At 74.0% G+C, this 24010-nt stretch carries 13 protein-coding genes and 3 pseudogenes; 4 read left to right on the top strand and 12 right to left on the bottom strand.

Features of this window, described 5'->3' with window-relative positions:
- Window positions 1–46: 46 nt before the first annotated feature.
- The 7 genes from ACIA79_RS31970 to ACIA79_RS31940 all read right to left on the bottom strand — a co-directional run bounded on the left by ACIA79_RS31970 (window position 47) and on the right by ACIA79_RS31940 (window position 17161).
- Window positions 47–253: an MbtH family protein gene (locus ACIA79_RS31970; protein ID WP_399431910.1), complete on the bottom strand. Its 207-nt coding sequence runs from the start codon at window positions 251–253 to the stop codon at window positions 47–49.
- A gap of 52 nt (window positions 254–305) precedes the next feature.
- The gene (locus ACIA79_RS31965) at window positions 306–10523 is read right to left on the bottom strand and encodes an amino acid adenylation domain-containing protein (RefSeq protein ID WP_399431909.1); all 10218 of its coding nucleotides are present in this window, start codon (window positions 10521–10523) and stop codon (window positions 306–308) included.
- A 188-nt stretch (window positions 10524–10711) separates the two neighbouring features.
- Window positions 10712–12055, bottom strand: a complete 1344-nt coding sequence (locus tag ACIA79_RS31960; RefSeq protein WP_399431908.1) for a serine hydrolase domain-containing protein — start codon at window positions 12053–12055, stop codon at window positions 10712–10714.
- A 129-nt stretch (window positions 12056–12184) separates the two neighbouring features.
- Window positions 12185–13567, bottom strand: a complete 1383-nt coding sequence (locus ACIA79_RS31955) for a sensor histidine kinase (protein WP_399431906.1) — start codon at window positions 13565–13567, stop codon at window positions 12185–12187.
- A gap of 21 nt (window positions 13568–13588) precedes the next feature.
- Window positions 13589–14260, bottom strand: coding sequence for a response regulator transcription factor (locus tag ACIA79_RS31950; RefSeq protein ID WP_399431905.1), 672 nt, complete (start codon window positions 14258–14260; stop codon window positions 13589–13591).
- Window positions 14261–14423: 163 nt separating this feature from the next.
- Entirely contained in the window at window positions 14424–16391 is a 1968-nt protein-coding gene (locus tag ACIA79_RS31945; RefSeq protein WP_399431903.1) for an FtsX-like permease family protein, read from the bottom strand.
- Window positions 16392–16414: 23 nt separating this feature from the next.
- Window positions 16415–17161, bottom strand: a complete 747-nt coding sequence (locus ACIA79_RS31940; RefSeq protein WP_399431902.1) for an ABC transporter ATP-binding protein — start codon at window positions 17159–17161, stop codon at window positions 16415–16417.
- 150 nt (window positions 17162–17311) lie between these two features.
- On the opposite strand from ACIA79_RS31940, the gene ACIA79_RS31935 reads away from it, so the two are divergent.
- Both ACIA79_RS31935 and ACIA79_RS31930 read left to right on the top strand, forming a co-directional pair.
- Window positions 17312–18589: a sensor histidine kinase gene (locus ACIA79_RS31935; RefSeq protein ID WP_399431901.1), complete on the top strand. Its 1278-nt coding sequence runs from the start codon at window positions 17312–17314 to the stop codon at window positions 18587–18589.
- Window positions 18577–19245, top strand: coding sequence for a LuxR C-terminal-related transcriptional regulator (locus ACIA79_RS31930; protein WP_399431900.1), 669 nt, complete (start codon window positions 18577–18579; stop codon window positions 19243–19245). Before ACIA79_RS31935 ends, ACIA79_RS31930 begins: the two co-directional genes overlap by 13 nt.
- A 78-nt stretch (window positions 19246–19323) precedes the next feature.
- Here the strand turns inward: ACIA79_RS31930 and ACIA79_RS31925 are convergent, their stop codons facing one another.
- Both ACIA79_RS31925 and ACIA79_RS31920 read right to left on the bottom strand, forming a co-directional pair.
- A complete protein-coding gene (locus tag ACIA79_RS31925; protein WP_399431899.1) occupies window positions 19324–20493 on the bottom strand; it encodes a glycosyltransferase family 4 protein in 1170 nt (389 codons plus the stop codon).
- Between the two features lie 199 nt (window positions 20494–20692).
- The gene (locus ACIA79_RS31920; RefSeq protein WP_399431898.1) at window positions 20693–21979 is read right to left on the bottom strand and encodes a glycosyltransferase 87 family protein; all 1287 of its coding nucleotides are present in this window, start codon (window positions 21977–21979) and stop codon (window positions 20693–20695) included.
- Window positions 21980–22254: 275 nt separating this feature from the next.
- On the opposite strand from ACIA79_RS31920, the pseudogene ACIA79_RS31915 reads away from it, so the two are divergent.
- Window positions 22255–22632 (top strand): annotated as a pseudogene (locus ACIA79_RS31915) (DUF317 domain-containing protein); the annotation flags it as partial.
- Between the two features lie 117 nt (window positions 22633–22749).
- Here ACIA79_RS31915 and ACIA79_RS31910 read toward each other — a convergent pair.
- From ACIA79_RS31910 to ACIA79_RS31900, 3 genes and pseudogenes are all read right to left on the bottom strand, one after another.
- Window positions 22750–22962 (bottom strand): hypothetical protein, encoded by a 213-nt coding sequence (locus ACIA79_RS31910; protein WP_399431897.1) that lies wholly within the window; start codon window positions 22960–22962, stop codon window positions 22750–22752.
- 44 nt (window positions 22963–23006) lie between these two features.
- Window positions 23007–23555, bottom strand: a complete 549-nt coding sequence (locus ACIA79_RS31905) for a tellurite resistance TerB family protein (protein ID WP_399431915.1) — start codon at window positions 23553–23555, stop codon at window positions 23007–23009.
- A 53-nt stretch (window positions 23556–23608) separates the two neighbouring features.
- A pseudogene (locus ACIA79_RS31900) lies at window positions 23609–23872 on the bottom strand (hypothetical protein); the annotation flags it as partial.
- Between the two features lie 34 nt (window positions 23873–23906).
- Here ACIA79_RS31900 and ACIA79_RS31895 point away from each other — a divergent pair.
- Window positions 23907–24004, top strand: a pseudogene (locus ACIA79_RS31895) (hemolysin III family protein); the annotation flags it as partial.
- Between the last annotated feature and the right edge of the window lie 6 nt (window positions 24005–24010).

The raw sequence follows: 24010 nt of genomic DNA, 5'->3' as shown, positions 1-24010 counted from the left end.
TCTTGCGGCGGGGGCCGGACGGCGGCCGGGTCGGGCGTGGCCGGGGTCAGGCGGTGGCGGCACGCAGGCTGCGCGGGCGCATGTCGGTCCAGTTCGCCTCGACATAGGCGAGGCACTCCTCGCGGGGCCGGTCGGCGAGGACGGTCTCCCAGCCGGCCGGGGCGGCCGTGCCGGTGGGCCACAGCGAGTGCTGGCCCTCCTCGTTGACGAGGACGTCGTACGAACGGTCGGACTTCTCGAAGGGGTTGGACACGGTGGACCTTTCGCATCAGGGGTGAAGGGTGGGTTGACGGTGGGGGAGCGGGTCAGGACTCCCCGGCGGCCGCTTCCAGCTCGGCCAGGACCAGCTCCTCGACACCGGAGGCCGTCCCGGCGACCGTCGGCCTCTCGAAGAGCGCGCGCGGTGACAGGGCGGTGCCGAACAGGGCGTTGATCCGCGACACCGTGCGCAGGGCGAGCAGCGAGTCGCCGCCCAGCTCGAAGAAGTCGTCGTGGACGCCGACCCGTTCGGCGCCGAGCAGCTCCCGCCACACCTCGGCGATCAGCTCCTCGGTGGGCGTCGCCGGGGCCTCGTACGCCGTGCCGGTGGCGAGACGCTGCTCCGGTGCGGTAAGCGCCCCGCGGTCGACCTTGCCGTTGGCGGTCAGCGGCAGCGCCTCCAGCGTGGTGAACACGGCCGGGACCATGTGCTCGGGCAGCGACGACGCCAGGTGGGCGCGCAACTCGGCCGCGCCGGGCGCCGGCGCCCCGCCGGCCGGGACCACATGGCCGACCAGGACGGTGCGGCCCGACGCGGGGTCGGTGTGCGGGACGACGGCCGCGTCACCGACCGCCGGATGGGTGACGAGCGCGGCCTCGACCTCGCCGGTCTCGACCCGGAACCCCCGGATCTTGACCTGTCCGTCGGTGCGGCCGAGGAACTCCAGGGTGCCGTCCGCCCGCCACGCCACCAGGTCACCGGACCGGTACAGCCGGGTGCCGGGGGCGCCGAACGGGTCGGCGACGAACCGTTCCGCCGTCAGCCCCGGCCGCCCCAGGTAGCCGTGGGCCAGACCGTCGCCGGCGATGTACAGCTCGCCCGGCACGCCGACCGGCGCGGGCGTGAGCCCCTCGGTCAGCACGTACACGCGGGTGTTGGGCAGCGGGGAGCCCAGCGGCACGGAGCCGCCGTCCAGGGAGCCGCGCACCTCGTGGGTGGTGGTGAACGTGGTGGCCTCGGTGGGGCCGTACCCGTTGGTGAGCCGCAGCGCCGGGTGGGCCTCCAGGACGCGGGCGCAGTGCTCCGGCGAGAGCCGGTCACCGCCCGCGACGAGCTGCCGCAGCCCCGAGAACGCGCCGATGTCGTCGTCGGCGACCTGGTGGAACAGGCCCGCCGTCAGCCACAGGTGCGTGACGCCGCGCTCCTTGAGGAACCGGCCCAGCTCCGCCGTCGTGGGGAGCCCCTGCGGATGCACGGCCAGCCGCGCCCCGCGCAGCAGGGCCGCCCACACCTCGAACGTCGACGCGTCGAAGGACAGCGAGGCGAACTGCGCCACCGTGTCACCCGGGCCGACGTCCGTGTACGCCGCCTCGTGCACCAGCCGGACGACGGCCCGGTGCGGGGTGAGCACGCCCTTCGGGGTGCCCGTCGACCCGGAGGTGTACATCACATACGCGACATGGTCGGGGGACGGGTGCGGTGCGGGCGCCGTCGCCGGCCGCGCGGCGACCGCCGACGCGTCCCGGTCCAGGTCGACGGTCCGGGCCCCGGAGGAGGGCAGCCGGTCGCGCGTCCCCTCCTCGATGACCAGGAGCTCCACCCCGGCGTCGCCGATCATGTACGCGAGCCGGTCGGCCGGGTAGCCCGGGTCCAGCGGTACGTATGCGGCACCGGCCTTGAGGACGGCGAGCAGCGCGGTGACCGCGTGCGCGCCGCGCTCCAGGCACAGCCCGACGAACGTGCCGGGACCGGCGCCCAGGGACGCGAGGTGGTGGGCGAGCCGGTTGGCCCGCTCGTCCAGCTGCCGGTACGTCACGTCCTCGTCCCCGTACGTCAGCGCGACGGCGTCGGGGGCCGCGGCGGCCCGGGCGGCGAACAGCTCCGGAAGCGACGCCTCGGGCAGCTCGTGGGCGGTGGCGTTCCAGGCCCGTACGGTCAGCTCGGCCTCCGTGGCCGTGAGCATCGGCACCCCGGCGACCGGCGCGGTCTCGCCGGCGGCGGGCAACGCGGTCAGCAGGGCCTCCAGGTGGCCGCAGAGCCGGGCCGCCGTCTCCCCGTCGTACAGCTCCGCGTCGTACGCGAGGGTGTAGGCCAGCTCGTCACCGCCGTAGGCGATGAGGTTCAGCGGGTAGTTGGTCGCCTCGGTGCCGGTCAGACCGCGCACGCGCAGTCCGTGCGCGGCGGCCGCCTCGTCGTCCATCGGGTAGTTCTCGAAGACGACCAGGGTGCGGAACAGCTCCTCACCGCGCTCCACGTCGCCGCACGCCTGGACGCGCGGCAGCGGCACGTGCTCGTACTGGCGGGCCTCGACCTGAGCCCGCTGCACCTCCGCCAACCAGTCGGCGACCGGCGCGGCCGTGTCGACGCGGACCCGGACCGGCAGGGTGTTGATGAGCATGCCCACCATCGAGTCCACACCCGGCAGGTCGGCAGGCCGGCCCGAGACGGTGGCGCCGAACACGACGTCGTCCACCCCGGCGTGCCGGGCGAGCAGCAGCGCCCAGGCCCCCTGGAGCACGGTGTTCACGGTGAGCCGGTGCCGGCGGGCGAAGTCGAACAGCTCGCGGGAGACCTCCGGGGACAGGCGGCGCGCGATCCGGGCGGTGGAGCCCGTACGGTGGCCGGGCGCGGAGTGCCGGACCGCGGGGAGCGGGGTCGGAGCCCGGAAACCGGCGAGGGCGTCCCGCCAGTAGGCCTCGGCCTCCGCCAGGTCCTGGCGCTCCAGCCACTCCACGTACGCGCCGAACGGCCGGCGGGCGGGCAGCGCGGGCTCCCGTCCGGCCGCCAGGTCCGCGTACGCCCGGTAGGTCTGCGTGAGGACGTCGAAGGCGGACCAGCCGTCCAGCAGGACGTGGTGGAAGGCGCACACCAGCCGCACCGAGGTGTCAGTCAGCCGGACGAGGGTCAGCCGCATCAGCGGAGCGGTCGTCAGGTCGACCGGCCGGGCGCGGTCCTCGGCGAGGAGGCGGCGCACCGCCTCGTCCCGCTCGGCGGCGGGCAGGTCGCGCCAGTCGAGGTGGCGGACGGGCAGGTCGGCCCGGCGGTGGACCACCATCAGCGGCCGCTCGACGTCCCGCCACTCCAGCGAGGCGCGCAGCACACCGATGCGGTCGGCGACCGTCTGCCAGGCGCGGGCGAGCAGCGCCGGGTCGGTGACACCGTCGAGCTCGAAGGACATCTGCTCCGCGTAGGCGCCCGGGTCGGACAGGGTGTGGAAGAGCATGCCGCTCTGCAGTGGCGTGAGCGGGTGGATGTCCTCGATGCCCCGGCCGTCGCCGGCGATCCGGTCCACGGCGGCCTGGTCGAGCCGGGCGAGCGGGAAGTCGGACGGCGTGGCGCCGCCGTTCCCCGGCCGCAGGCAGTGCTCCACCACCCCGCGCAGAGCGGCGAGGAACGCGTCCGCGAGCCGCCGCACGGTGGTGGTGCGGTGCACGGCCGGAGCGTGGATCCAGTCGATGCGCAGTTCGCCGTCGCCGACGGCGGCCACGATGTCGATGACGTGCGGCCGGGGCTGCTCGGGCGCCTGGTCGGCGCCGAGCGCGGCCAGCCGGGCGCGCACCAGGCCGCTGTCACCGGCGGCGCCGTCCCACTGGCCGAGGTAGTTGAAGCTGACCTCGGGGTGCGGGGCGGCCGCGAGGGCGGTGTGCGCAGCACTGCCCGGCTCGGACAGGTGGCGCAGCGCCCCGTACCCGATGCCGCGGCCCGGGACGGCCCGCAGCCGCTCCTTCACCGACTTGAGGGCCTGCCCCCAGTCGCCGTCGGGGACGTCCAGCGTGACGGGGTGGATGGTGGTGAACCAGCCGACCGTGCGGGACAGGTCGACGTCGTCGAAGAGCTCCTCGCGGCCGTGGCCTTCGAGGGCGATCGTCACCGGGTCGCCCGCCCACTCGCGCAGGACCCGGCCGAGCGCGGTCAGCAGTACGTCGTTGATCTGCGTGCGGTACGCGGCGGGGACCCGCTGGAGCAGCGCCTCCGTCTCCTCGCGGTCGAGCCGTACGGACGTGACCGCCGCCGCGCCGAAGGTGTTGGCGTCGTCGCCGTGCCCGTCCCGCGGCAGCGGGCGGACGGCGGCGGCCGTCTCCCGCCAGTGGCCGATCTCGTGGTCGAGGGCGCCGGAGCGGACGTGCGCGGTCAGCCGCTCCGCCCACTGCTGGTAGCTGCTGGTCTTCGCGCCCAGGTCGACGGGCCGGCCCTCGGCCAGCTGGGCGTAGGCGGTGGCCAGGTCGTCCAGGACGATCCGCCAGGACACCCCGTCCATCACCAGGTGGTGCACCGCCAGGAACAGGCGCGGCAGCCGCGACGGGCCGAGGCGGAAGAACACGCCCCTGACCACCGTTCCGCTCGCCAGGTCCAGCGAACGCTGCGCGGCGAGGGCCGCCTCGTGCAGGGCGGCGTCCCGCTCGCCGTCGGCCAGCGCGGACAGGTCCCGTACGGTCAGCCGCTGCGCGGAGGCGTCGCCGTCGCCGTACTCCTGGATCCACGCGTCGCCGTCGCGGGTGCAGCGCATCCACAGCGCGTCGTGGTGGGCGACGACCGCGTCGAGCGCCCGCTCCAGCAGCGCCGTGTCGGTGTCCGGAGCCAGCTCCACCTGTGCGGACATGCCGTAGTGGTCGGGGTTGACCGTGTGCTCGGTGAAGAACCAGTCCTGGATGGGCGTCAGCGCGACCCGGCCCGACACCTCCGCCGGACCGCCGCCGGGCGCCTCCTCGGCCGTGGTGGTGACGGTGGCGAGGGCGGCGATGGTCTGGTGGAGGAAGAGGAGGCGGGAGGTGAGGTGGAGTCCGGCCTGTCGGGCGCGGGAGACGACCTGGATGGAGAGGATGGAGTCGCCGCCGAGTTCGAAGAAGTTGTCGTGGATGCCGACGCGTTCGACGCCGAGGACGTCGGCCCAGACGGTGGCGAGGGTTTCCTCGGTGGTGTCGCGGGGGGCGGTGTAGTCGGCGTCGGTGCGTGCCGCCGTGAGGTCGGGTGCGGGCAGGGAGCGGCGGTCGACCTTGCCGCTGGGTGTCAGCGGGAGTCGTTCGAGGGGCACGTAGAGGGCGGGGACCATGTAGTCCGGCAGGGAACCGGCCAGGTGGGAGCGGAGCTCACCGGTGGACAGCTCGCCCTCGGCCACCACGTAGGCCACCAGGCGCCCCCGGCCGGCCTCGTCGCGGTGGACGAGGACCACCGCGTCCCGCACGTCCCGGTGGCGGCCCAGGGCCGTCTCGATCTCGCCGAGCTCGATGCGGAAGCCGCGCAGCTTGACCTGGTCGTCGGCGCGGCCCAGGTACTCCAGGCTGCCGTCCGCCCGCCACCGGGCCACGTCGCCCGAGCGGTACATCCGGTCGCCCGGCTCACCGTACGGGTCGGCCGTGAACCGCTCCGCGGTCAGACCCGGCCGTCCGTGGTAGCCGCGCGCCAGGTGCGGGCCGGCGATGTACAGCTCGCCGGGCACGCCGACGGGCACCGGCTGGAGCGCCGCGTCGAGCAGCCGTACGCGGGTGTTGGGCAACGGGCGGCCGATCGGGGGCACAGCCCCGCCGGTGAGCGGCGCGCTCATGGTCGCGACGACGGTCGACTCGGTCGGCCCGTACGCGTTGACCATCCGCCGGCCGGCCGACCAGCGGGCCACCAGGTCACCGGTGCTGGCCTCGCCGCCGACGACGAGGGTGCGCAGGCCGTCGAGGCCCTCCGGCGTCAGGGTGGCGACGGCGGAGGGCGCCAGCAGCGCGTGGCTGATGCGGCGCTCCCGCAGGAACGTCTGCAGCGCCTCGCCGACGAGCGGGCCGTGCGGCGGCAGGACGAGCGTGGCGCCCGCGGGGAGGGCCATCAGGACCTCCATGACGGCGCCGTCGAAGGACGACGAGGCGAACTGCAGGACCCGGCTGTCCTCGGCGACCTCCAGCCGCTCGATCTCGGCGGCGGCGAGATTGCCGATGCCGCGGTGCGGGACGAGAACGCCCTTGGGGGTGCCGGTGGAGCCCGAGGTGTAGATGACGTACGCGAGGTCGTCGGGGCGCGGGCCGGGCTCGGGCGCGGTGGCGGGCAGCGCGGCGAGCGCGTCGCCGTCCAGGGCGGCGAGGTCCACGACCAGGGCGCCGGTGTCCGGCAGGCGCCGCACCAGCTCGGTGCGGGTGACGACGAGGCGGGCGCCGGAGTCCCGGAGCATGAACGCGAGCCGGTCGGCCGGGTAGCCGGGGTCGAGCGGCAGGTAGGCGGCGCCCGCCTTCATGATGCCGAGGAGACCGACGACCGTCTCCACGCCGCGCTCGACGCACAGCCCGACGAACGTGCCTGGTCCGGCGCCCAGGGACACGAGGTGGTGCGCCAGTTGGTTGGCCCGCTCGTCCAGCTCCCTGTAGCTGAGGACGGTGCGCGCGTCCTCCACGGCGGGCGCGTCCGGGCGGCGCCGCGCGGCCGCCGCGACCAACTCGGGGAACGTGCCGGCGGGTGTGGGGCGGACATCGCCGTTCCAGCCGGTGAGGACCTGCTCGTACTCCTCCTCCGTGAGCATCGGCAGGGTGGCGAGGGGCCGGTCGGGCTCGGCCGTGGCGGCGGAGAGCACGGTCGTCAGGTGCCCGGCGAAGCGGGCGATGGTCGCCTCGTCGAAGAGGGCGGTGCTGTAGCCCACCCGGGCGGTCAGGCCCCGGTCGGTCTCGAAGAACTCGACGGTCAGGTCGAACGGCGCGGCTTCCCGGAGCACCGGGTGGTCGGCCGTGCGCACACCGGGCAGCCGGACCGGCTCGGCCGGCGCGTTCTGCAGCACGACCATGGCCTGGACGAGCGGGGTGCGGCTTGTGTCGCGCGCGGCGCCGACCGTGTCCACCAGGCGCTCGAAGGGCACGTCCTGGTGGGCGAAGGCCTCCAGGACGGTCTCCTTGAGCCGCTCCAGCAGCTGCGCGTACGTCATGGCGGGGTCGACGTGGGAGCGCAGGACCACCGTGTTGACCAGGAAACCGACGAGGTTCTCCAGGTCGCGGTGGTCGCGTCCGGAGGAGGCGGTGCCGACCGCGATGTCCTCCTGGCCCGACCAGCGGGCGAAGACCGTCTTCACGGCGGCGGTCAGCGCCATGAAGAGCGTCGCGCCGTGCCGCTGGGCGAGGTCCTTGAGCGCGTCGGTGGTGCCGGCGGGCACCGGGAAGGTGTACACGGCGCCGGCCGAGGAGCGCAGCGACGGCCGGGGCCGGTCGGTGGGCAGTTCCAGGGGGGTGATGCCGTCGAGGCGCTCGCGCCACCAGTCGAGGTGCCGGTCGAGGAGCCCGCCGCCCTCGAGGCGACCGCGCTGCCAGGCGGCGAAGTCGGGGTACTGGACGGTGACGTCCGGCAGGCGGGGCTCGCGGCCCTCGACGCGCGCCGTGTACAGCTCGCCGAGCTCACGGGTGACGATGCCCGTCGACCAGCCGTCCGTGACGATGTGATGCATGCCCAGGACGCACACGTGCTCACCGTCGGCCAGGCGCACCAGCAGCACACGGACCAGCGGCCCGGCCGTCAGGTCGTACGGACGGTTCGTCTCGGCGCGGACGAGTTCCCGCAGCCGGTCCTCGCGCTGCCCCTCCGGGAGGCGGGTGAGGTCCTCGGTGCGCCACTCGGGCGCGAGTCGCGGGTGGACCACCTGGACGCCGCGTCCGCCGACAACACCGAACGTGGTGCGCAGCGCCTCATGACGATCCGTCAGATCGCTGACGGCGGCCCGCAGGGCGGTGGTGTCGAGGGCGCCGGTGAGGCGCAGGCCGGTCGCCGTGTGGTACTCGGCGCTGCCGGGGTCGAAGTCCTCCAGGAACCACAGGCGCTGCTGCCCGTACGACATGGGCAGAGCGCCGTCGCGCGGGACGACGGGGATGGCCGGGTCCTCGGCGGCCTCGTCGGGGGCGAGCGAGGCGGCGAGTCCGGCGATCGTCGGGGTGTCGAAGAGGATGCGCGGCGGCAGGGTCATACCGAGCGCGGCGCGCATTCGGGAGACGGCGCGGACGGAGAGGATGGAGTTGCCGCCGAGGGCGAAGAAGTCGTCGTGGACGCCGATGTTCTCGATGCCGAGGACCTCGGACCAGACGCCGGCGAGGGTCTCCTCGACGGCGGTGCGCGGTGCGGCCCGGTCGGCGCCGGCGCTCTCCTGGACGGTGGCCGGGTCGGGCAGGGCCTTGCGGTCGACCTTGCCGTTCGGGGTGAGCGGCAGGGTGTCGAGCACCGCGATCGTCGACGGGACCATGTGGTCGGGCAGGCCCTCGGCGAGATGGGCGCGCAGCTCCTCGGGGGAGGGGCGGCGCGCGCCGGAGGGCGACACGTAGGCGAGCAGGTTGGTGTTGTGGGTGACGACCACGGCGTGGGCGACATCGGGGTGGAGCGCGAGGGCGCTCTCGATCTCGCCGAGCTCGATGCGGAATCCGCGCACCTTGACCTGGTCGTCGGCGCGGCCCAGGTACTCCAGGGTGCCGTCGGTGTTCCAGCGCGCCACGTCGCCGGAGCGGTACATGCGCTCACCGGGTTCGCCGTACGGGTTGGCGACGAAGCGCTCGGCGGTGAGGCCGGGCCGCCCGTGGTAGCCGCGGGCGAGGCCGACGCCGGCGATGTACAGCTCGCCGCGTACGCCGGCGGGGACCGGGCGCAGGGCGTCGTCGAGGACGTACACGCGGAAGTTGGCGATGGGCGTGCCGATCGGCGGGACGGTCGCGCCGCTGAGCGGGGTGCTCATGGTGGCGCAGACGGTCGTCTCGGTGGGGCCGTAGGCGTTGACCATGCGGCGGCCGGCCGACCAGCGGGCGACCAGGTCGGCGGTGCTGGCCTCGCCGGCGACGACGAGGGTGGCGCCGTCGGGCAGGCCGCGTCCCTCGGGCAGGACGGCGACGGTGGCCGGGGTGAGCGTGGCGTGGGTGACGCCGTGCGCGGCGGCGTAGGCGGCGAGCGGCTCGCCGGGCGCGAGGGTCTCCTTGGAGCCCATGACCAGGGCGGCGCCGGTCAGCAGGCCCATGCAGACCTCCCAGAACGCCGCGTCGAAGCTGGCGGAGGCGAACTGCAGGACGCGGCTGCCGGGGGTCACGTCGAAGGCCTCGGCCTGCACCGCCGCCAGGTTGCCGATGCCGCGGTGGGAGACGAGGACGCCCTTGGGGCGGCCGGTGGAGCCGGAGGTGTAGATGGCGTACGCGAGGTCCTCCGGCGCGAGCGCCACGTCGGGCGCGGTGGCCGGGTGGGCGTCGAGGGCGGCCCGGTCGCCGGTGAGGTCGACCAGGGTGGCGTCGGTGTCCGGCAGCCGGTCGCGCAGCTCGCGCTGGGTGACGACGAGGCGGGCGCCGGAGTCCTGGAGCATGTAGGCGAGCCGGTCGGCCGGGTAGGAGGGGTCGAGCGGCAGGTAGGCGGCGCCGGCCTTCATGATGCCGAGCAGGCCGGCGGCCATGGCGGCGCCCCGCTCGACGCACAGGCCGACCAACTGGTCGCGCCCGGCGCCGCGTTCGATCAGGTGGTGGGCGATCCGGTTGGCCCGCTCGTCCAGTTCGCGGTAGGTGACGGAGCCGTGTTCGTCGATGACGGCGACCGCGTCGGGGCGGGCGGCGACCTGGGCGGCGTACAGCTCGGGGAAGGTGCCGGTGGGCACCTCGCGTGCGGTGTCGTTCCAGACGCGTACGACCTGCTCGAACTCGCCGTCCGTGAGGAGCGGCAGCGTGGTGAGGGGCAGGTCGGGGCCTTCGGCGGCGCCGGTCAGCAGGACCGCCAGGTGGCCCGCGAGGCGGGCGGCCGTGGCCTCGTCGAAGAGGGCGGTGCTGTGCCGGACGCGGAGGCGCCGCTCGGTGGCGGAGACCTCGACGGACAGGTCCAGCGGGTCGAAGTCGCGCTGTCCGGGGGTGAGTTCGTCGAGGTCGGCGACCATGGCCTGGACGTAGGGGGTGATGCTCGTGTCCGGTGCGGGGGCCAGCGCCTCGACGAGGTCGGCGAAGGGGATGCCGTCGTGGGCGAGGGCGTCCTCCAGGGCGCGGGCCGTGTCGCGCAGCAGGACCGTGAAGGGCGCCGCGGCGTCGACGCCGGTGCGCAGGACGACCGTGTGCCCGGAGCGCGGGGAGACGGTGCCGAGGGCGATGTCCTCCTGCCCGGAGTAGCGGGTGAGCAGCGCGGTGACGGCGGCCGCGAGGACGGCCGTGCGGCTGGTGGCGTGGCGCTCGGCCAGGTCCGTCAGCGCACGGGCGGCGGGGGCGGGCAGCTCGCGGGTGTGGAGGGCGGTGGTGGTCGACCGGACGACCGGTCGTGGCCGGTCGGTCGGCAGCTCCAGGGGCGGGACGCCGGCCAGTCGGGTCCGCCAGAACTCGGTCCGGTCGGGGATTGCCCGGTTCACCGGCACGTCGGCGCGAGCCACGTTTGTACCTCCAGGAAAGGGCGGCTTCCGGGCGCGGGTGTGCCAGGGCTGGGGTGCGGAAGCCGGGGAAGTCGGAAAAGGCGCGGGGGGAGGGAGAGGAGAGGGGTGGGGAGAAGAGGCGTCGCGGACCCGGCCGGGGCGCGGTGCCGGATGACCGGTGCGCGGCGGCCGGGGGCGGGCGGGCGGCGTTACGCGGCTGTCGCCCTCCGGGCGGAGCGGCCGCCGAGCTGCATGAGGACGACATCGCCCGTGGCGGGGTCGGTGAGGAACCGGCCGGTGTACGGGGCGGTGTCGGTGTCCGTGCGCCGGGCGGTGAAGGCCAGGTCGCCATGGAGCGCCAGGTCGGCGGTGAGCCCGGTGGCGTCCGTCAGGCGCAGGGCGGTGCCGTCGCCGTGGGCGCGGACGGCGAAACGCGTGTCGCCATTGCGGTAATCCCCGGTGAAGCGGTCGAGGCCGGTCGTCACGGCGGGCTTGGTGGACACCGCGGGGCGGTGGTCGCCCACGGGGATGCCGTGCTCCCGCAGCGTGTCGACGAGGTCCGCCCACAGCAGGGTGCCGGTGGTCGCGTTGGTGGTCAGCGCCACGGCGGTGCCGGTGGCCGGGTGGAACCGCAGGTGGGCGCTGCCGCCGTCCGCGGTGCCGTCGTGGCCGAGCCAGATTCCGTCGGGCGAGGCGTAGTGGGCCAGGCCCAGGCCCCACCCGTCGGCCATGCCGAAGGCGTCGGCGGCCGGTATCCGGGCAGCCATCTCGGCACGCTCCCCGGCGGGGAGCAGGCTGTCGGCGTCGGGGTGGGTGCCCAGGTGCAGGGCGGCGAGTGCGACCAGGTCGTCGGCGCTGCCGGCGAGCGCGCTCGCCGGTGCCCAGCCGGCCGGCAGATACAGGCCGACGGGACGCGCGGTGCGCTCCCGGCCCGGCCGGACGGCGTGGCCGTCTGCCACGGTGCGCAGGCCGGCCGCGGAGCCGCCGCCCAGGAACACCGGGTCGATGCCGAGCGGTCGCAGAAGCGAATTCTCCACGACGGCCTGCCACTTCATGTCGCCGACCGTCTCGATGACCCGGCCGAGAATGCCGTAACCGGTGTTCGAGTACGAAAAACAGTGGCCGGGATCGTGCAGGGTGAGGGTGGTCGCGGCGCTCGCCGTATAACGCGCCAGGGAGGATTCCCCGGCGTCGTCGAGTTCATGGTCGGCGACCAGTCCGGCGGTGTGGCTGAGCAGCTGCCGCACGGTGATGGCGGACATCTTCTCATCCACCGCCCCATCGAACTCCGCCAGGTATTCGGCGACCGGATCGTCCCATTCGAGGTCGCCCTCGGAAACGAGCTGGGCGATCACGGTGGCCGTGAACGCCTTGGTCACCGAACCCAGGGCGAAGGCGGTGTCGGTGGTGACCGGCCCGGCCGTGCCGACCCGAGTCACGCCCGTGGTCATGGACAGGGTCTCCCCGGCCCGGTGGATGGTCAGCTGTGCGCCGGGAACCGAGTGGTCGTGCGCGAGTCCGCGCAGTCGGTCCGCCACAGGTTGCGCTTCCACGTTTCCCCCTTGTCGAGCTTCACAGGTACGGCTACCCGCACTGTGGGGGTGCGGGTAGCCGTACCCCCACATCCTCGATCAAGAGTTCAAAAAACGGCAAGAGCTTTCGATGTAAGGAAAAGACGCAGGTCAGATGGGGTGCACTGACCAGGGCAAGGTGGCCGTCACCGTCGTCGGTCCACCCGGCGGACTCCACACGTCCAACCGCCCGTTGAGTGCGGCGGCCCGGTCCTCCAGCCCGCGCAGCCCCGTCCCGGCCGTCAGCGAGGCGCCGCCCGTGCCGTCGTCCGTCACCGAGACGACGAGCTGGTTGTCGTGCTCCTCCAGGCGGACGTGAATACACGTGGCGGACGCGTGCTTGACCGTATTGGCCAGGCATTCCGCGACGATGTAGTAAGCGGTCGACTCCACGCTGACATCCGGGCGCCGCTGAAGGCGGCTGGACACGGACACCGGGACATGGAACCGCTCTGTCAACGCCGTGACGGCCGCGTCGAGACCGCGGTCGCTCAGAATGGGCGGCTGAATACCGTGGACCAGGTCCCGGATCTCGTCGAGGGCCTTGCCGATCTCCTGGTGGGTTTCGTCGATGAGCGCGGACAGATACTCCACGTCGTCGCTCCGACGGTGTTTCGCATGCGAAAGGTGCATGAGCAGAACCGCCAGGCGCGCTTGCGCCCCGTCATGCAAATCCCTTTCCAGCCGGCGGTAATCGGCGTCATTGACCCGCAGTGCCGCGATGCGCTGGCGCTCGGCCGCCTCCTCCCGGCGCTGCGCCTCGGCCTCGTCGATACGGCTGAGGATGCGGCGCACCATCCGGGCCCGCAGCTTGCCCATCCAGAACAGCAGTCCCAGCAGCACGGTGAAGACCGCCACGGACACGACAACCACCGACACGCGCGTGACCGCCCCGGTGACCAGCAGCGTCACGCCGGGCCCGAACGCGAGCTGCTCGGGTGGGCCGATGGGCAGGGCCACGATGAGCGCCACCACGGGGAACGCCAGGGCCGCCAGCGGCAGCAGCCAGACCGTGCCGAGCAGCAGCAGCCCGAGGTAGCCGATGTCGTCCCAGCCGGCCTCGGCGGACCGGTGCTCCCGATCCGCCTCCCGATCCGCCTCGGCGGACCGGTGCGAGGGGTCTCCGGGGTCGCCGACGACCGAGTGGGCGAGCAGGCGCTCCAGGTCGGCGACGGCCCGCAGCAACGGCAGGCTGAACGACATGCCGTCGCGCAGGACCGCCATCCGGGCCGGCACCTGCTGCAGCACCTCGCCCAAGGCGTTGCCCGGCCCGGGCGGCCTCCGCCGCACCGCCGGAACGGCCCACCGCACCGCCGCCGCCACACCGCGCACGGCGACGACGACCACCGTCGGCAGGCCGACAAGCAGGCACCACGAGACGGCGCGCAGCACGAGGGAGGCCACCAGGAGGGGGGCCAGCAGCAGACCGACCAGGCTGCCCACGGAGAGGTAGATCAGCCCGGCCGCCACGCGATAAGGAGTCGGAAGGGTCACAGGACTACGGACCATCGTGCGTCAGTCGGTCCTGTCCTGCAGCCTCTCCATGCCCCGCAGATAATCCAGTACCGCCAGCACCCGGCGGTGGTTCTCACCCGAGTTGGGAATCTGCAACTTGCCGAGGATCGACGTGACGTGTTTTTCCACCGCGCGCTCGGAGATACCGAGCCGGTTCACGATTCCACTGTTCGTCAGCCCCGTCGCCATGAGTTCCAGCACCTGGCGTTCGCGCGGCGTCAGCAATTCGGTGGCGCGCTTCTCGCGCGGAGTGCCGATGAACTGCTTGAAGATGTCGGAGTCCAGGACCGTCTCACCGCGCCGGACCCGGTGCAGGGCGGAAAGGAATTCCTCGAAGTCCCCGACGCGTTGCTTCAGCAGATATCCCGTCCCCGCCGGCGCGTCCCGGACCAACTCCTCGGCGTAGGTGGGCTCCACGTACTGGGAAAGGAGGAGTACCGCGGTGCCCGCGCCGAGCTTCTGTATCTCCAGAGCGGCGCGTATGCCCTCGTCCGTGAATGTGGGCGGCATGCGGACATCCATGATCACCACATGCGGCCGGGTGGTCCTGACGGCCTCCAGCACCCCGGTGGTGTCGCTCAACGACGCGACCACCTCGATTTCTTCGTCCGCCAGCAGCCTCGCCATTCCGGCTCGCAAGAGCGCGGAATCCTCGGCGATCGCGACGCGCATGGAGACTCCTGCTCGTTAGGATCGTGCCAACCAACCGGCGGACATGTGCCGTCCGGTGGTGAAGGGAACGTGGAGCTGTGTGGGGGGCCATCAGCATAGGCGTGGCAGGATGGGTGACGCTACGCCCAGCGCCGAGCGCCGCGTGGCCACGGGCCGGATAGGCCTACTGGCGGGAAGTGACCATAGCGACGCCGACTTGCCGGAGCAAACGGCCGGTCGCCGCGAGACTCACCACCACGCCCACCAGCACGCACGCCGCGGTGAGCGCCGCGAGCATCCCCCACTCCACGCTCATGGGGGCCTCGCCGCCGAACACCGTCAGCGCGCCCCGGTAAGCCCGAGCCCCCACCGCCACCACCCCCGCGGCGATCAGCACACCCAGCAGAGAGGTGGACAGCGTCTCCCACAGCGCCATCCGGCGCACCTGTCCCGCGCTGACACCCAGCATCCGCATGCCCGCGATCTCCCGACCGCGCCGGCTGTACGACATCACCAGCGTGCCCGCCACCGCGATCAGGGCGTACAGCGACGCCGGCACCGTCAGCACCGCCAGCACCAGCCGGTTGAGCCGGTCCTGATCGGTCGCCGCGCTGCCGAACCACTCCGCCGACGGCACCACCTTTATTCGGTCCGCGCCCACCCGCGCGGTCAGCTCGGCGGCCACCGCCCGCACCGAGCCCGCGTCCCGCCCGCCGAGCAGCACGGCGGCGCGCGACGGGGCCGGGGCCGGAGCAGCCGCACCCCGCGAACCGGGCGGCAGCAGCAGCGGAGGCACGGCCGACCCGCCGTCCAGCACCGCCACCACGCGGGCCGTCACCGGCCGACCGCCGAACAGCCCGTACGTCACCGTGGATCCCGCCCGGTACCCGTACCAGTCGGCGAACTCCCGGGACACGGCGACCGTACCCGGCCGGAGCGGACCGAGGGACCCGTCCACCACGGTGATCCGGTGCGTACGGGCCAGCGCGGCCGGGTCCGCGACCGCCGCCTGCTCCTTCCACACCGAATGCGGGCCCGCCACCGCCACCTCCAGCGCGGCGGGCGCCGAGACGGCCGCCACCCTCGGGTCCTCGCGCAGCGCGGCCACGGCATCCGCGCTCAACGCCTCGCCCCGGGCGGGCTCCACGACGAGCTGCGCGACGGTACGCGCCCGGTCGTCCGCCTTCGTCGCCGCGCCCGTGGTGGACAGCACCGTGGTGAAGACGCCGACGATCGCCAGGATCGCCAGCACCGGCCCCACCAGGGACGCCGTACGCCGCCGCGAGGCGCGCGCCGACTCCGCGGCCAGGCGCCCCGCCACCGGATCGGCCCAGCGCAGCGGCAGCGCCAACAGCCGCAGCAGCGGCGGCAGGTACACCGGCCCGAGCAGCGTGGCGGCGACGGCCAGCGCCATCGTGCCGAAGAGCGCCAGCGGGGTGGCCGCCTCCGCCCCGGAGCCCGGAGCGAGCGCCACCATCACCGCTCCGGTCACCAGCGCCAGCACGCCCATCACCCCGCGCCCCGCGGTCATCGTCCGGGCGTCCAGGTCCGCCTCGCGCAGCGCCTCCGTCGGGCGCACCCGGGCGGCGCGCCCCGAGGCGGCCAGCATCCCCAGCACGGCCATGAGCAGACCGCTGCCCGCCGCGAACACCAGCGGCCAGAACAACGGTCCGGGGCGCAGCTCGACCGGGGACAGACCGGTGCCGTTGAGCGCCTCGACGGCGACCGGTGCGGCCGCGGCGGCGACCGCGCACCCCGCCAACGCGGCGGGCACCGCCACCGCCAGCGACTCGCCCAGCACCATCCGCCGCACCTGCGGCCCGCCCGCGCCCACCAGGCGCAGCAGCCCCATGTCCCGGCGGCGCAGGGCGATGCCGAACGCGCACGTGCCGGTGATGACGAACACCGTCACGAACGCCGACACGACCCCCGCCATCGCCAGCACACTCTGCACGCCGCCCATGTCCACGTCACCGCTGGAGAGGGTGCGCGCCGCACCGGTGCCGTCCGTCAGCGTCACCGCCGGGTGGCCGGCACCCGGCGGCGGCACCGCCCAGGTCGCGGCCAGCGCCGAGGCGGACACCCCGATCAGCGCCACGCCGAGCGCGAGTGCCACGAACGTACCGGCGAAGAGGGCCCAGTAATGCCGCACCGAAAGCAGGGAAATCCGCCACATCACCGCTCCCACACGCTCAGTTGGCGGGCGACCGCGTCAGCCGTCGGGTGGTCCAGCCGCCCGACGACCCGGCCGTCCGAGAGGAACACCACCCGGTCCGCGCACGCCGCGGCCGCCGGATCGTGGGTCACCATGGCGACCGTGCGGCCTTCCCGGTCGACCACGGCGCGCAGCAGCTCCATGACCTGCCGGCCGCTGCTCCGGTCCAGGGACCCGGTCGGCTCATCGGCGAAGACGATTTCCGGCTCGGCCACCAGCGTCCGCGCGATCGCGACCCGCTGCTGCTGACCGCCGGACAGCTGCGCGGGCCGTCGGTCCGCCTTGTCCTCCAGACCCACCTCGCGCAGCGCCCGCATGACCCGGTCCCGCTTCACCCGACCGCCCCGCAGGCGCAGCGGCAGCGCCACGTTCTCGTACGCGCTCAGCATGGGCAGCAGGTTGAACTGCTGGAAGACGAAGCCGATCCGGCCGCGCCGCACCGCCGTCAGCTCCCGCTCGTCGCAGGCGGCGAGGTCCGTGTCGCCGAGGAGGACCTGGCCGGTGTCGGGCTTGTCCAGGCCGGCCGCGCAGTTCAGGAGTGTCGTCTTGCCGGAGCCGGACGGGCCCATCACGGCGGTCAGCGCCCGCTGCGGAAAGCCCAGGCTGACCTCCCGCAGCACGGGGACGCGCCCCGCGGCGCCCGCGTAGCTCTTGGAAACGGCGGCCAGCTGGACGGCGGGGAGCTGAATGTCGGTGAGCAGTGACATGCTCCCAGTTCAGCAGAGCGGACCGCCCAGGTCAGTGGGGCTGCGGGGAGTCTTGGAGGGAGGGTTTTCCCTACCATCCGCCCCGGCTCACCGGCCGGTTAGAGTACCTGGTGGACCCGCACGCGCCACGGCCCCGGAGGGACACGCACCATGACCGTCGCCGTCTGGGACGCCATGCGACGGCGCCCCCTGCGCTTCGCCCTCTCCACCTGGCCGCTGCGGTGCTGGGCGTTCCTGCTGAGCGGCACCGTTGTGGGCTTCTTCACGTTGTTCGTCCTCGCCGCCCTCCTCTTCGTCGGCGTTGGCCTGTCCGTGGTGGGCGTCGGCCTGCTCGTCCTCATGGCGGCCGCCGTCATCGGCATCCCCGTCGCCGCCCTGGAGCGGCGCCGGTTACGGCTCGTCGAACCGGAACCCCTCCTCGACCCGCACGGCTCCCTGCCCGGCACGGGTGCCTGGCCGTGGCTGCGCACCCGGTTGCGCGAGCGGGCCACCTGGCGGGAGCTGGGATACACCCTCGCCCTGGGCGTCGTCTTCACCGCCACGGGCATCGGCTTCGTCGCCCTGCTCGGCCTGTCGCTGATGCTGACGGCGACGCCCGCCATCGTGTGGGCGATCGCCCCCGACACGGTGATGCTGGTGCCCGGCCGGCCCATCTCCGACCCCGTCGCCGCCCTGCCGGGCAGCGCCGCGGGCCTGCTCGGGCTGGTCGTCTCGGCGTACGTCGGCGGGCTGCTCGCGGGCGCGCAGGTGTGGGTCGCCCAGTCCCTGCTGTCGGCGCGCGACGAGGACCTGAGCAGCCGGGTCATCGAACTGACCCGCTCCCGCGCCCGGTTGGTCGACGCCTTCGAAGCCGAGCGGCGACGTATCGAACGCGATCTGCACGACGGCGCGCAGCAGCAGCTCGTGGCCCTCACCATGACGCTGGGGCTGGCCGAGCTGGAGCTGCGCGGCCAGGACTCGCCGGCCGCTCCGCTCATCGCCCGCGCCCGCGGCGAGGCCCGCCAGGCCTTGGACCAGCTGCGCTCCTTGGTGCGCGGCATCCACCCCCAGGTCCTCACCGACCACGGGCTACCGGCCGCCGTCGCCGAACTCGCCCTGCGCAATCCCATCCCGGTGACCGTCGACATCGACCTGCCGCACCGGCTGCCGTCGGCGGTCGAGACGACGGCGTACTTCACCCTCACCGAGGCGCTGACGAACGCCTCGAAGCACAGCGGCGCCGACGCGGTCGCCGTCGTGGGCCGGCTGCGCGACGACAAGCTGGTGCTGCTCATCACCGACAACGGGCACGGCGGCGCGGATCCGACCGCCGGGGCCGGTCTGCAAGGATTGGCGGACCGCGTGGCCATTCTGAAAGGGAGACTCACCGTGACCAGTCCCGTCGGCGGACCCACGCAACTGCGGGTGGAGGTGCCGTGCTCCGCGTAGTGCTCGCCGAGGACGCCGTCCTGCTGCGCGCCGGTCTGGTGGAGCTGCTGTCCCGCGTCGGACACGAGGTGACCGCCGCCGTCGGGGACGCCGCGGAACTGGCGCGCGCCGTGGACGCCGACCGGCCGGACGTGGTCATCACCGACGTGCGGATGCCACCGGGCTTCCGCGACGAGGGGCTGAAGGCGGCGCTGGAACTGCGCGGCCGGCACCCCGGCCTGCCGGTGCTGGTGCTGTCGCAGTATGTCGCCACGGCCTACGCCACCCAGTTGTTCAGCGGTGGTTCGTCGGCCGAGGGCGGGCTCGGCTATCTGCTGAAGGACCGGGTCGGGGAGGTCACCGACTTCCTCGACGCGCTGGACCGGGTCGCCGGCGGGCAGACCGTGATCGACCCGGAGGTGGTCCGGGTGCTGCTCCAGCAGCGGACCGCCGACGAGCCGCTGCAGCGCCTCACGCCCCGCGAGCGGGAGGTGCTGGCCCTCATGGCGGAGGGCCTCAACAACCAGGCCATCGCGCAGCGGCTCACCATCACGGAGGCGTCGGTGGTGAAGCACTCCAGCAACATCTTCATGAAGCTGGAGCTCGACCCGGCCGAGGGCAATCGCCGCGTCCTGGCGGTCCTCGCCCACCTCCGTCGCGAGGCGCCGCCGGTCTGACCGCGCCGTGCGCCTCCGCCGCGCGAGGGCGGTCAGACCGGCGACGCCGCCCGCGCGAGGGTGGCGGCCGACGACCCGTCAGTCCTCCTCGGCGCCCCGCCCGGACACAGCCACCCTGAGGTCGGCGCCGGGGGTGAGCAGCCGCGTCAGCCGCCGCGCCGACGTGTCCCAGGACCACTGCGCGGCCACCCACGCCCGGCCGGCCTCGCCCATCGCCGCGGCCCGCTCCGGGTGGCTCAGGATCTCCGACACGGCGCGGGCCACGGCCCGTACGTCCCTGCCGTTCACGACGGTGCCCGTCACCCCGTCGACGACCGCGTCCGGCGCGCCGCCCGAGTCCCCGGCGACCACGGGGAGTCCGCTGGCGGCCGCCTCCAGGAACACGATGCCCAGCCCCTCCGCCTCCAGCCCGGCCTTCCGGGTCCGGCACGGCATCGCGAACAGGTCCGCCGCCGCGTAGTAGGGGGCCGTCGACGCGTGGTCCAGGCCCCCGGCGAACACGACGTGCCCGTCGGCGTGCCGGCGCGCGAGCTTCCGCAGCCGCTCCTCGTCCGGGCCGCCGCCCACGATCACCAGCACCGCGTCCGGCACGGCCCGCCGTATCCCCGGCAGCGCCTGTATCAGCGTGTCCTGGCCCTTGCGCGTCACCAGCCGCGAGACGCACAGGATCACCTTGCGCCCCACGATGCCGTGCCGCTCCCGGACCTCCCGCGCCTGGCCGGACGCGGGCCGGAAGGCCGCCGCGTCCACGCCCGGGACCAGCCGCACCAGTTCGGCCCGCGGCCCCAGCGCCGGCGCGATCCGGCGCCGGGTGTACTCACCGAGGTACGTGACGGCGTCCACGTGGTCGCCGATGCGCCGCATCACCTGCCGGGCGCCCGGTGTGCGCGCCCACCAGATCTCGTGGCCGTGCGTGGTGGCGACCATCCGCCGTATCCCGCCGCGCCGCAGCGCCGGCGCCATCGCGGCGAGTGGTGCGGCGGCCCCGAACCAGGCCCGGTCGCAACCGTGGCGCCGGGCGATCTCCACGGCGCGGCGCGTCACGCGGGGCGTCGGCAGGAGCATGTGGCTGGGGTCCCTGACCACCGGGAACGGCAAGGTGGCGTCGTACGCGGCGGCCCCCTGCTCGCTGGACGTGTAGACGACCACGTCATTGCCGGGGACGCGCATCGCCATGGCGTGAACGAACGTCTCGATGCCCCCCTGGCGGGGCGGGAAGTCGTTGGTGACGATCAGGGTGGTGCCCATGGGTGGTGGCTGCCTTCGTCGAGGGGGATGGTCAGGCGGTGAAGAGGGGGTCGCGGCAGTCATGGGTGACGCGCGGGACGGGCGTTCAGCGGTCGCCTCGCCGGTGGCGGGCCCGGCGGCCGTCCGCCACGAACGGGAACCGGTGCGCGTCCCGCCTCGGGGTGGCCGACACCGCCCCGGTACGGGCGGGCGCGGGCGCTCACCGGGCACTCCACGCGACCGGAACCCGCACCGGAGTCGGAGCCGGAGCCGGGCCCGCGGGCCGGGAGGCGCGTACGACGAGGCCGGGTGCTGGGCCAGTCCGCCGGGCGCCGCCCACCAGCCGGGCCAGTACGACCAGGCTGACCGGCAGGGCCAGATACCCGAACCGCCCGGCCGGCGCGAGGAGGAACGCCACGGACAGACCGATGGCGAGCCGGTCGGCGGCGGACACGAGGTCGTACGGGCGCCGCACCACGAGGGACACGGCGACGGCCAGCCCGCCGCCCAGCAGCAGCGCGACCGCCGCGTACCAGCCGGCCGGACCCAGGTCGGCGAGCAGCCGGCCCGGCAGCGGACTGGCCGCCGGGGTCTCCCACGGCCCGCGCCCCGTCGGGAACGCGAACACCTGCTGCACCAGGGGCCCGGGCGACAGCAGCGCGCTCGGCAGGACGAGCACGACGGTGCCCGCCACCGCCACGGCGGCCCCGCGCACGGCCGCCCGCACCCCTGCCCGGTGGGCGAGCAGCGCCACGGCGACCGCGACGGCGGGCCACGCCGTCCACTTGAGGGAGCAGGCGGCGGCGAGCGCCAGCCCGGCGGCCACCGGGCGCCGCCGGGCCGCGTACGCCAGCGCCAGGAACAGCAGTCCGGTCAGCGGCAGGTCCACGCCGCTGACGCACAGCGGCAGCGCGACGAACGGCGAGGCGACGAACGCGCCGACGGCGTACCGGCCCACCGCGCGGCGACGCGCGCCCGCCGGCGCACCGCCGGTTCCGCCCCGCGTCACGCGGTGGGCCGCCCACAGGCAGCCGAGGAACGCCGCCGCGCACCAGAGCCGGGCATCACCCAGCAGTCCGGGAAGCGGACCACTGTCGCCCAGCACCGCGCGCGGCAGCCCGAAGACCGCCATACCGGGCAGGTATGGGGTGACCTCGACCACCGTGCGGGGGTCGGCCAGGTACGGGGTGGCCTGACTTAGCGTCAGAACCCCGGACCGCTCGATGACGCCGACCTCACTCTGCGCCCCGCCGCCGATCAGCAGCATCACCAGCGGCACGGCCACCGCACCGGCGAAGGCGAACCCGAGGGACAGGCCCCGCCCCCGCGACCACAGCGCGGCGCCCGCCGCACAGAGGTAGCCGACGGACGCGCACGCTCCCCAGACCCGGTGCGGCCCGGGCGCCGCGATGAGCGGGAACACCCCGGCCCACACGAACGCCACGAACCAGCCGCCGGACCACAACAGCCGGTGCTTCCATGGGATTTGCGTCGGGAGAGTAAGCACCCCTCCATCAGACCGGGCCCACGGCGGCCCCGTCATGACAGCCAGGTCGAGACCTGGGGGTCGGGTTTACCCGACCACGCGGTGCCTCACGCGACGGTGGCCGTGAGCCCCTCGGACAGGACCTCGAGCAGCGCGCCGGCCGTGCGCGGCGCCCCACGAGGGCGTCTTCGTCCCGGTGCCATCGGCGCGGTGCGCCAACCCGTCCGCTTCCGGTTACCGGCAGCCACCGGCCGTACGAGAGGCGAGGACGAAGAAGGCGATACCCCGGCCTCGGGCAGTTCACCACCGGCGACCCGGACCCAGAAGCCGAGCCGACCACGCGCGACGCCCGCTGGCAGCTGTGGGCCGGCAAGTCCATCGACCGCCCCGCCTGGTACGCCACCGCCGGCACCGACACCCCCGTCGCCCTGCTCACCGCTGTCACCCAGGGCGTATCCGACCCGGCCCCGCTGCCCCGTTGGCGACAGGACACCTACAGCTGCATCAAGGGCATGGCCCAGCTCACCCCCATCCTGCCGCCCGAGCCGCCGGCCCCCACGCCACTCGATGTTCAACGGGCTGCCGCTGCACACCGCCCGGCCGCGCTCCCCGCTCCCAGCGTCCCGCGCTGGAGCACCACCAGCCGTCCGGCCCTGCCCGGCCCGCGCCGGTAAACCGCCCCGTTGAGCAGCGTGTGCGGGACGGGTCCGGGACGGTGCCGTTAGTCTTTACAGCGGCACGGCGAGCTTGGCCGGGGGCAGCCTCGACCAGGTCGCCGGGGAGGCCGGTCGTCAGCCGTCGCGGCGGCGCACAGCCCAGAGCCCGGTGTCGTACGCCATCGCGCCGAGCGCTGGAACCACGAGCGGGGGCGCTGCGGGAACGGCGCTGTGAACCAGGGCCGCGCCCAGCATCGTGGTGCAGGCCGGGAGGTCCGGAAGGGTGATCCGCAGCACCACCTCCCAATGCCCGGCCGAGCGCGACGGAGCGGGAGCGGGGGCGCTCACCGGCGTTCCCCATCAGCCGCATGGGGATCCGGACCGCGGGCAGATCAGAGCTGGAACTCGGCGGGAGACACTCCCAGCACTGTGCAGGCCTCCCGGATGATCATTTGCTCGGCCTGGGAGAAGTCACCGTCGGCCCCGGCGATGACGATGCCGGTCTGGATCACCGCCCTCGCCTCGGTCGGCTTCTTGGCGCTCTTGGCGATGTCCTGCATCGCTTCGGCCTTGCCCTGCTGGAAGTTGTGGGTCAGCTGATCCACATGCTTGTTGAAGCGCTGGCGCAACTCCTCAGGCGGGAAATTCTGCAGCACCTCATTGCTGAGGATCACCGACTCGACGTGCTGCCGCTCGGCCGGGTCCACATGCCCGTCCGCGGCCGCGACCAGTGCGCACATCGCGATGCTCGCGTCCCGGTACGCACCGCTCTTCAGCTCGGTCCTGAGGGAGCCGAGCTGCGTCTTCAATGTGCTGATCAGCTGGGCGCGTGGGCCACCGCCGGGCCCTGCGCCGCGGCTCGGTCCGTGGGTCGCACCGCTCCCGCGCTGGGTCTGCTGCAGATTCTTGGCCTGGTCCTTGAGTCGGTCCCACATAGCCATCGACGTGACCTCGGTATTCCTCTGAGTCATCGGTCGCGATTCCGCTCGCGCGTTCACCTGACCAACGACTGCCCCCGGGCAAAGGTTCCGCAAAATGTGCTGGCACGCCCCTTGCCGACTTCAGGCAAGTCGCCCATTGTCCAGGCGCTGACGTCGTCGATCGAGACACGGTACATCCCACCCGTCTCCGGGAGCCCGCGGCGAACTCGCCCACGCTGGACGAGTCGGCCGGGACCTCCGACACGTTGCCTCCGTACGACCCCGGGAGCCAGCCGACCCGTGAAGACAGCGCCGCCGACCACGGTCAGGGACATCTGACCATGGGCAGGCCGAAACCCCTGGTACCGCCGTTCGCCCCGCTGGTTCGGCTTCCACGAGGCGTTCCACTCCCTGACCGGGTGGCAGTTCTCACCGCGCACTACATCGCCGTCTCCCTGGCCACCTACTGACCGTGA

Source organism: Streptomyces sp. NPDC051310 (assembly GCF_044455245.1).
Classification (GTDB): Bacteria; Actinomycetota; Actinomycetes; order Streptomycetales; family Streptomycetaceae; genus Streptomyces.
The sequence above is the reverse complement of the archived record's forward strand: the minus strand, read 5'-3'. Positions and strand labels throughout refer to the sequence as shown.

What these genes read in the sequence shown, in the direction of transcription:
- ACIA79_RS31950 (WP_399431905.1), bottom strand. Translation starts at nt 14,260, where the DNA reads ATGCGCGTCGCGATCGCCGAGGATTCCGCGCTCTTGCGAGCCGGAATG.
- ACIA79_RS31940 (WP_399431902.1), bottom strand. Translation starts at nt 17,161, where the DNA reads ATGTCACTGCTCACCGACATTCAGCTCCCCGCCGTCCAGCTGGCCGCC.
- ACIA79_RS31935 (WP_399431901.1), top strand. Translation starts at nt 17,312, where the DNA reads ATGACCGTCGCCGTCTGGGACGCCATGCGACGGCGCCCCCTGCGCTTC.
- ACIA79_RS31925 (WP_399431899.1), bottom strand. Translation starts at nt 20,493, where the DNA reads ATGGGCACCACCCTGATCGTCACCAACGACTTCCCGCCCCGCCAGGGG.
- ACIA79_RS31905 (WP_399431915.1), bottom strand. Translation starts at nt 23,555, where the DNA reads ATGGCTATGTGGGACCGACTCAAGGACCAGGCCAAGAATCTGCAGCAG.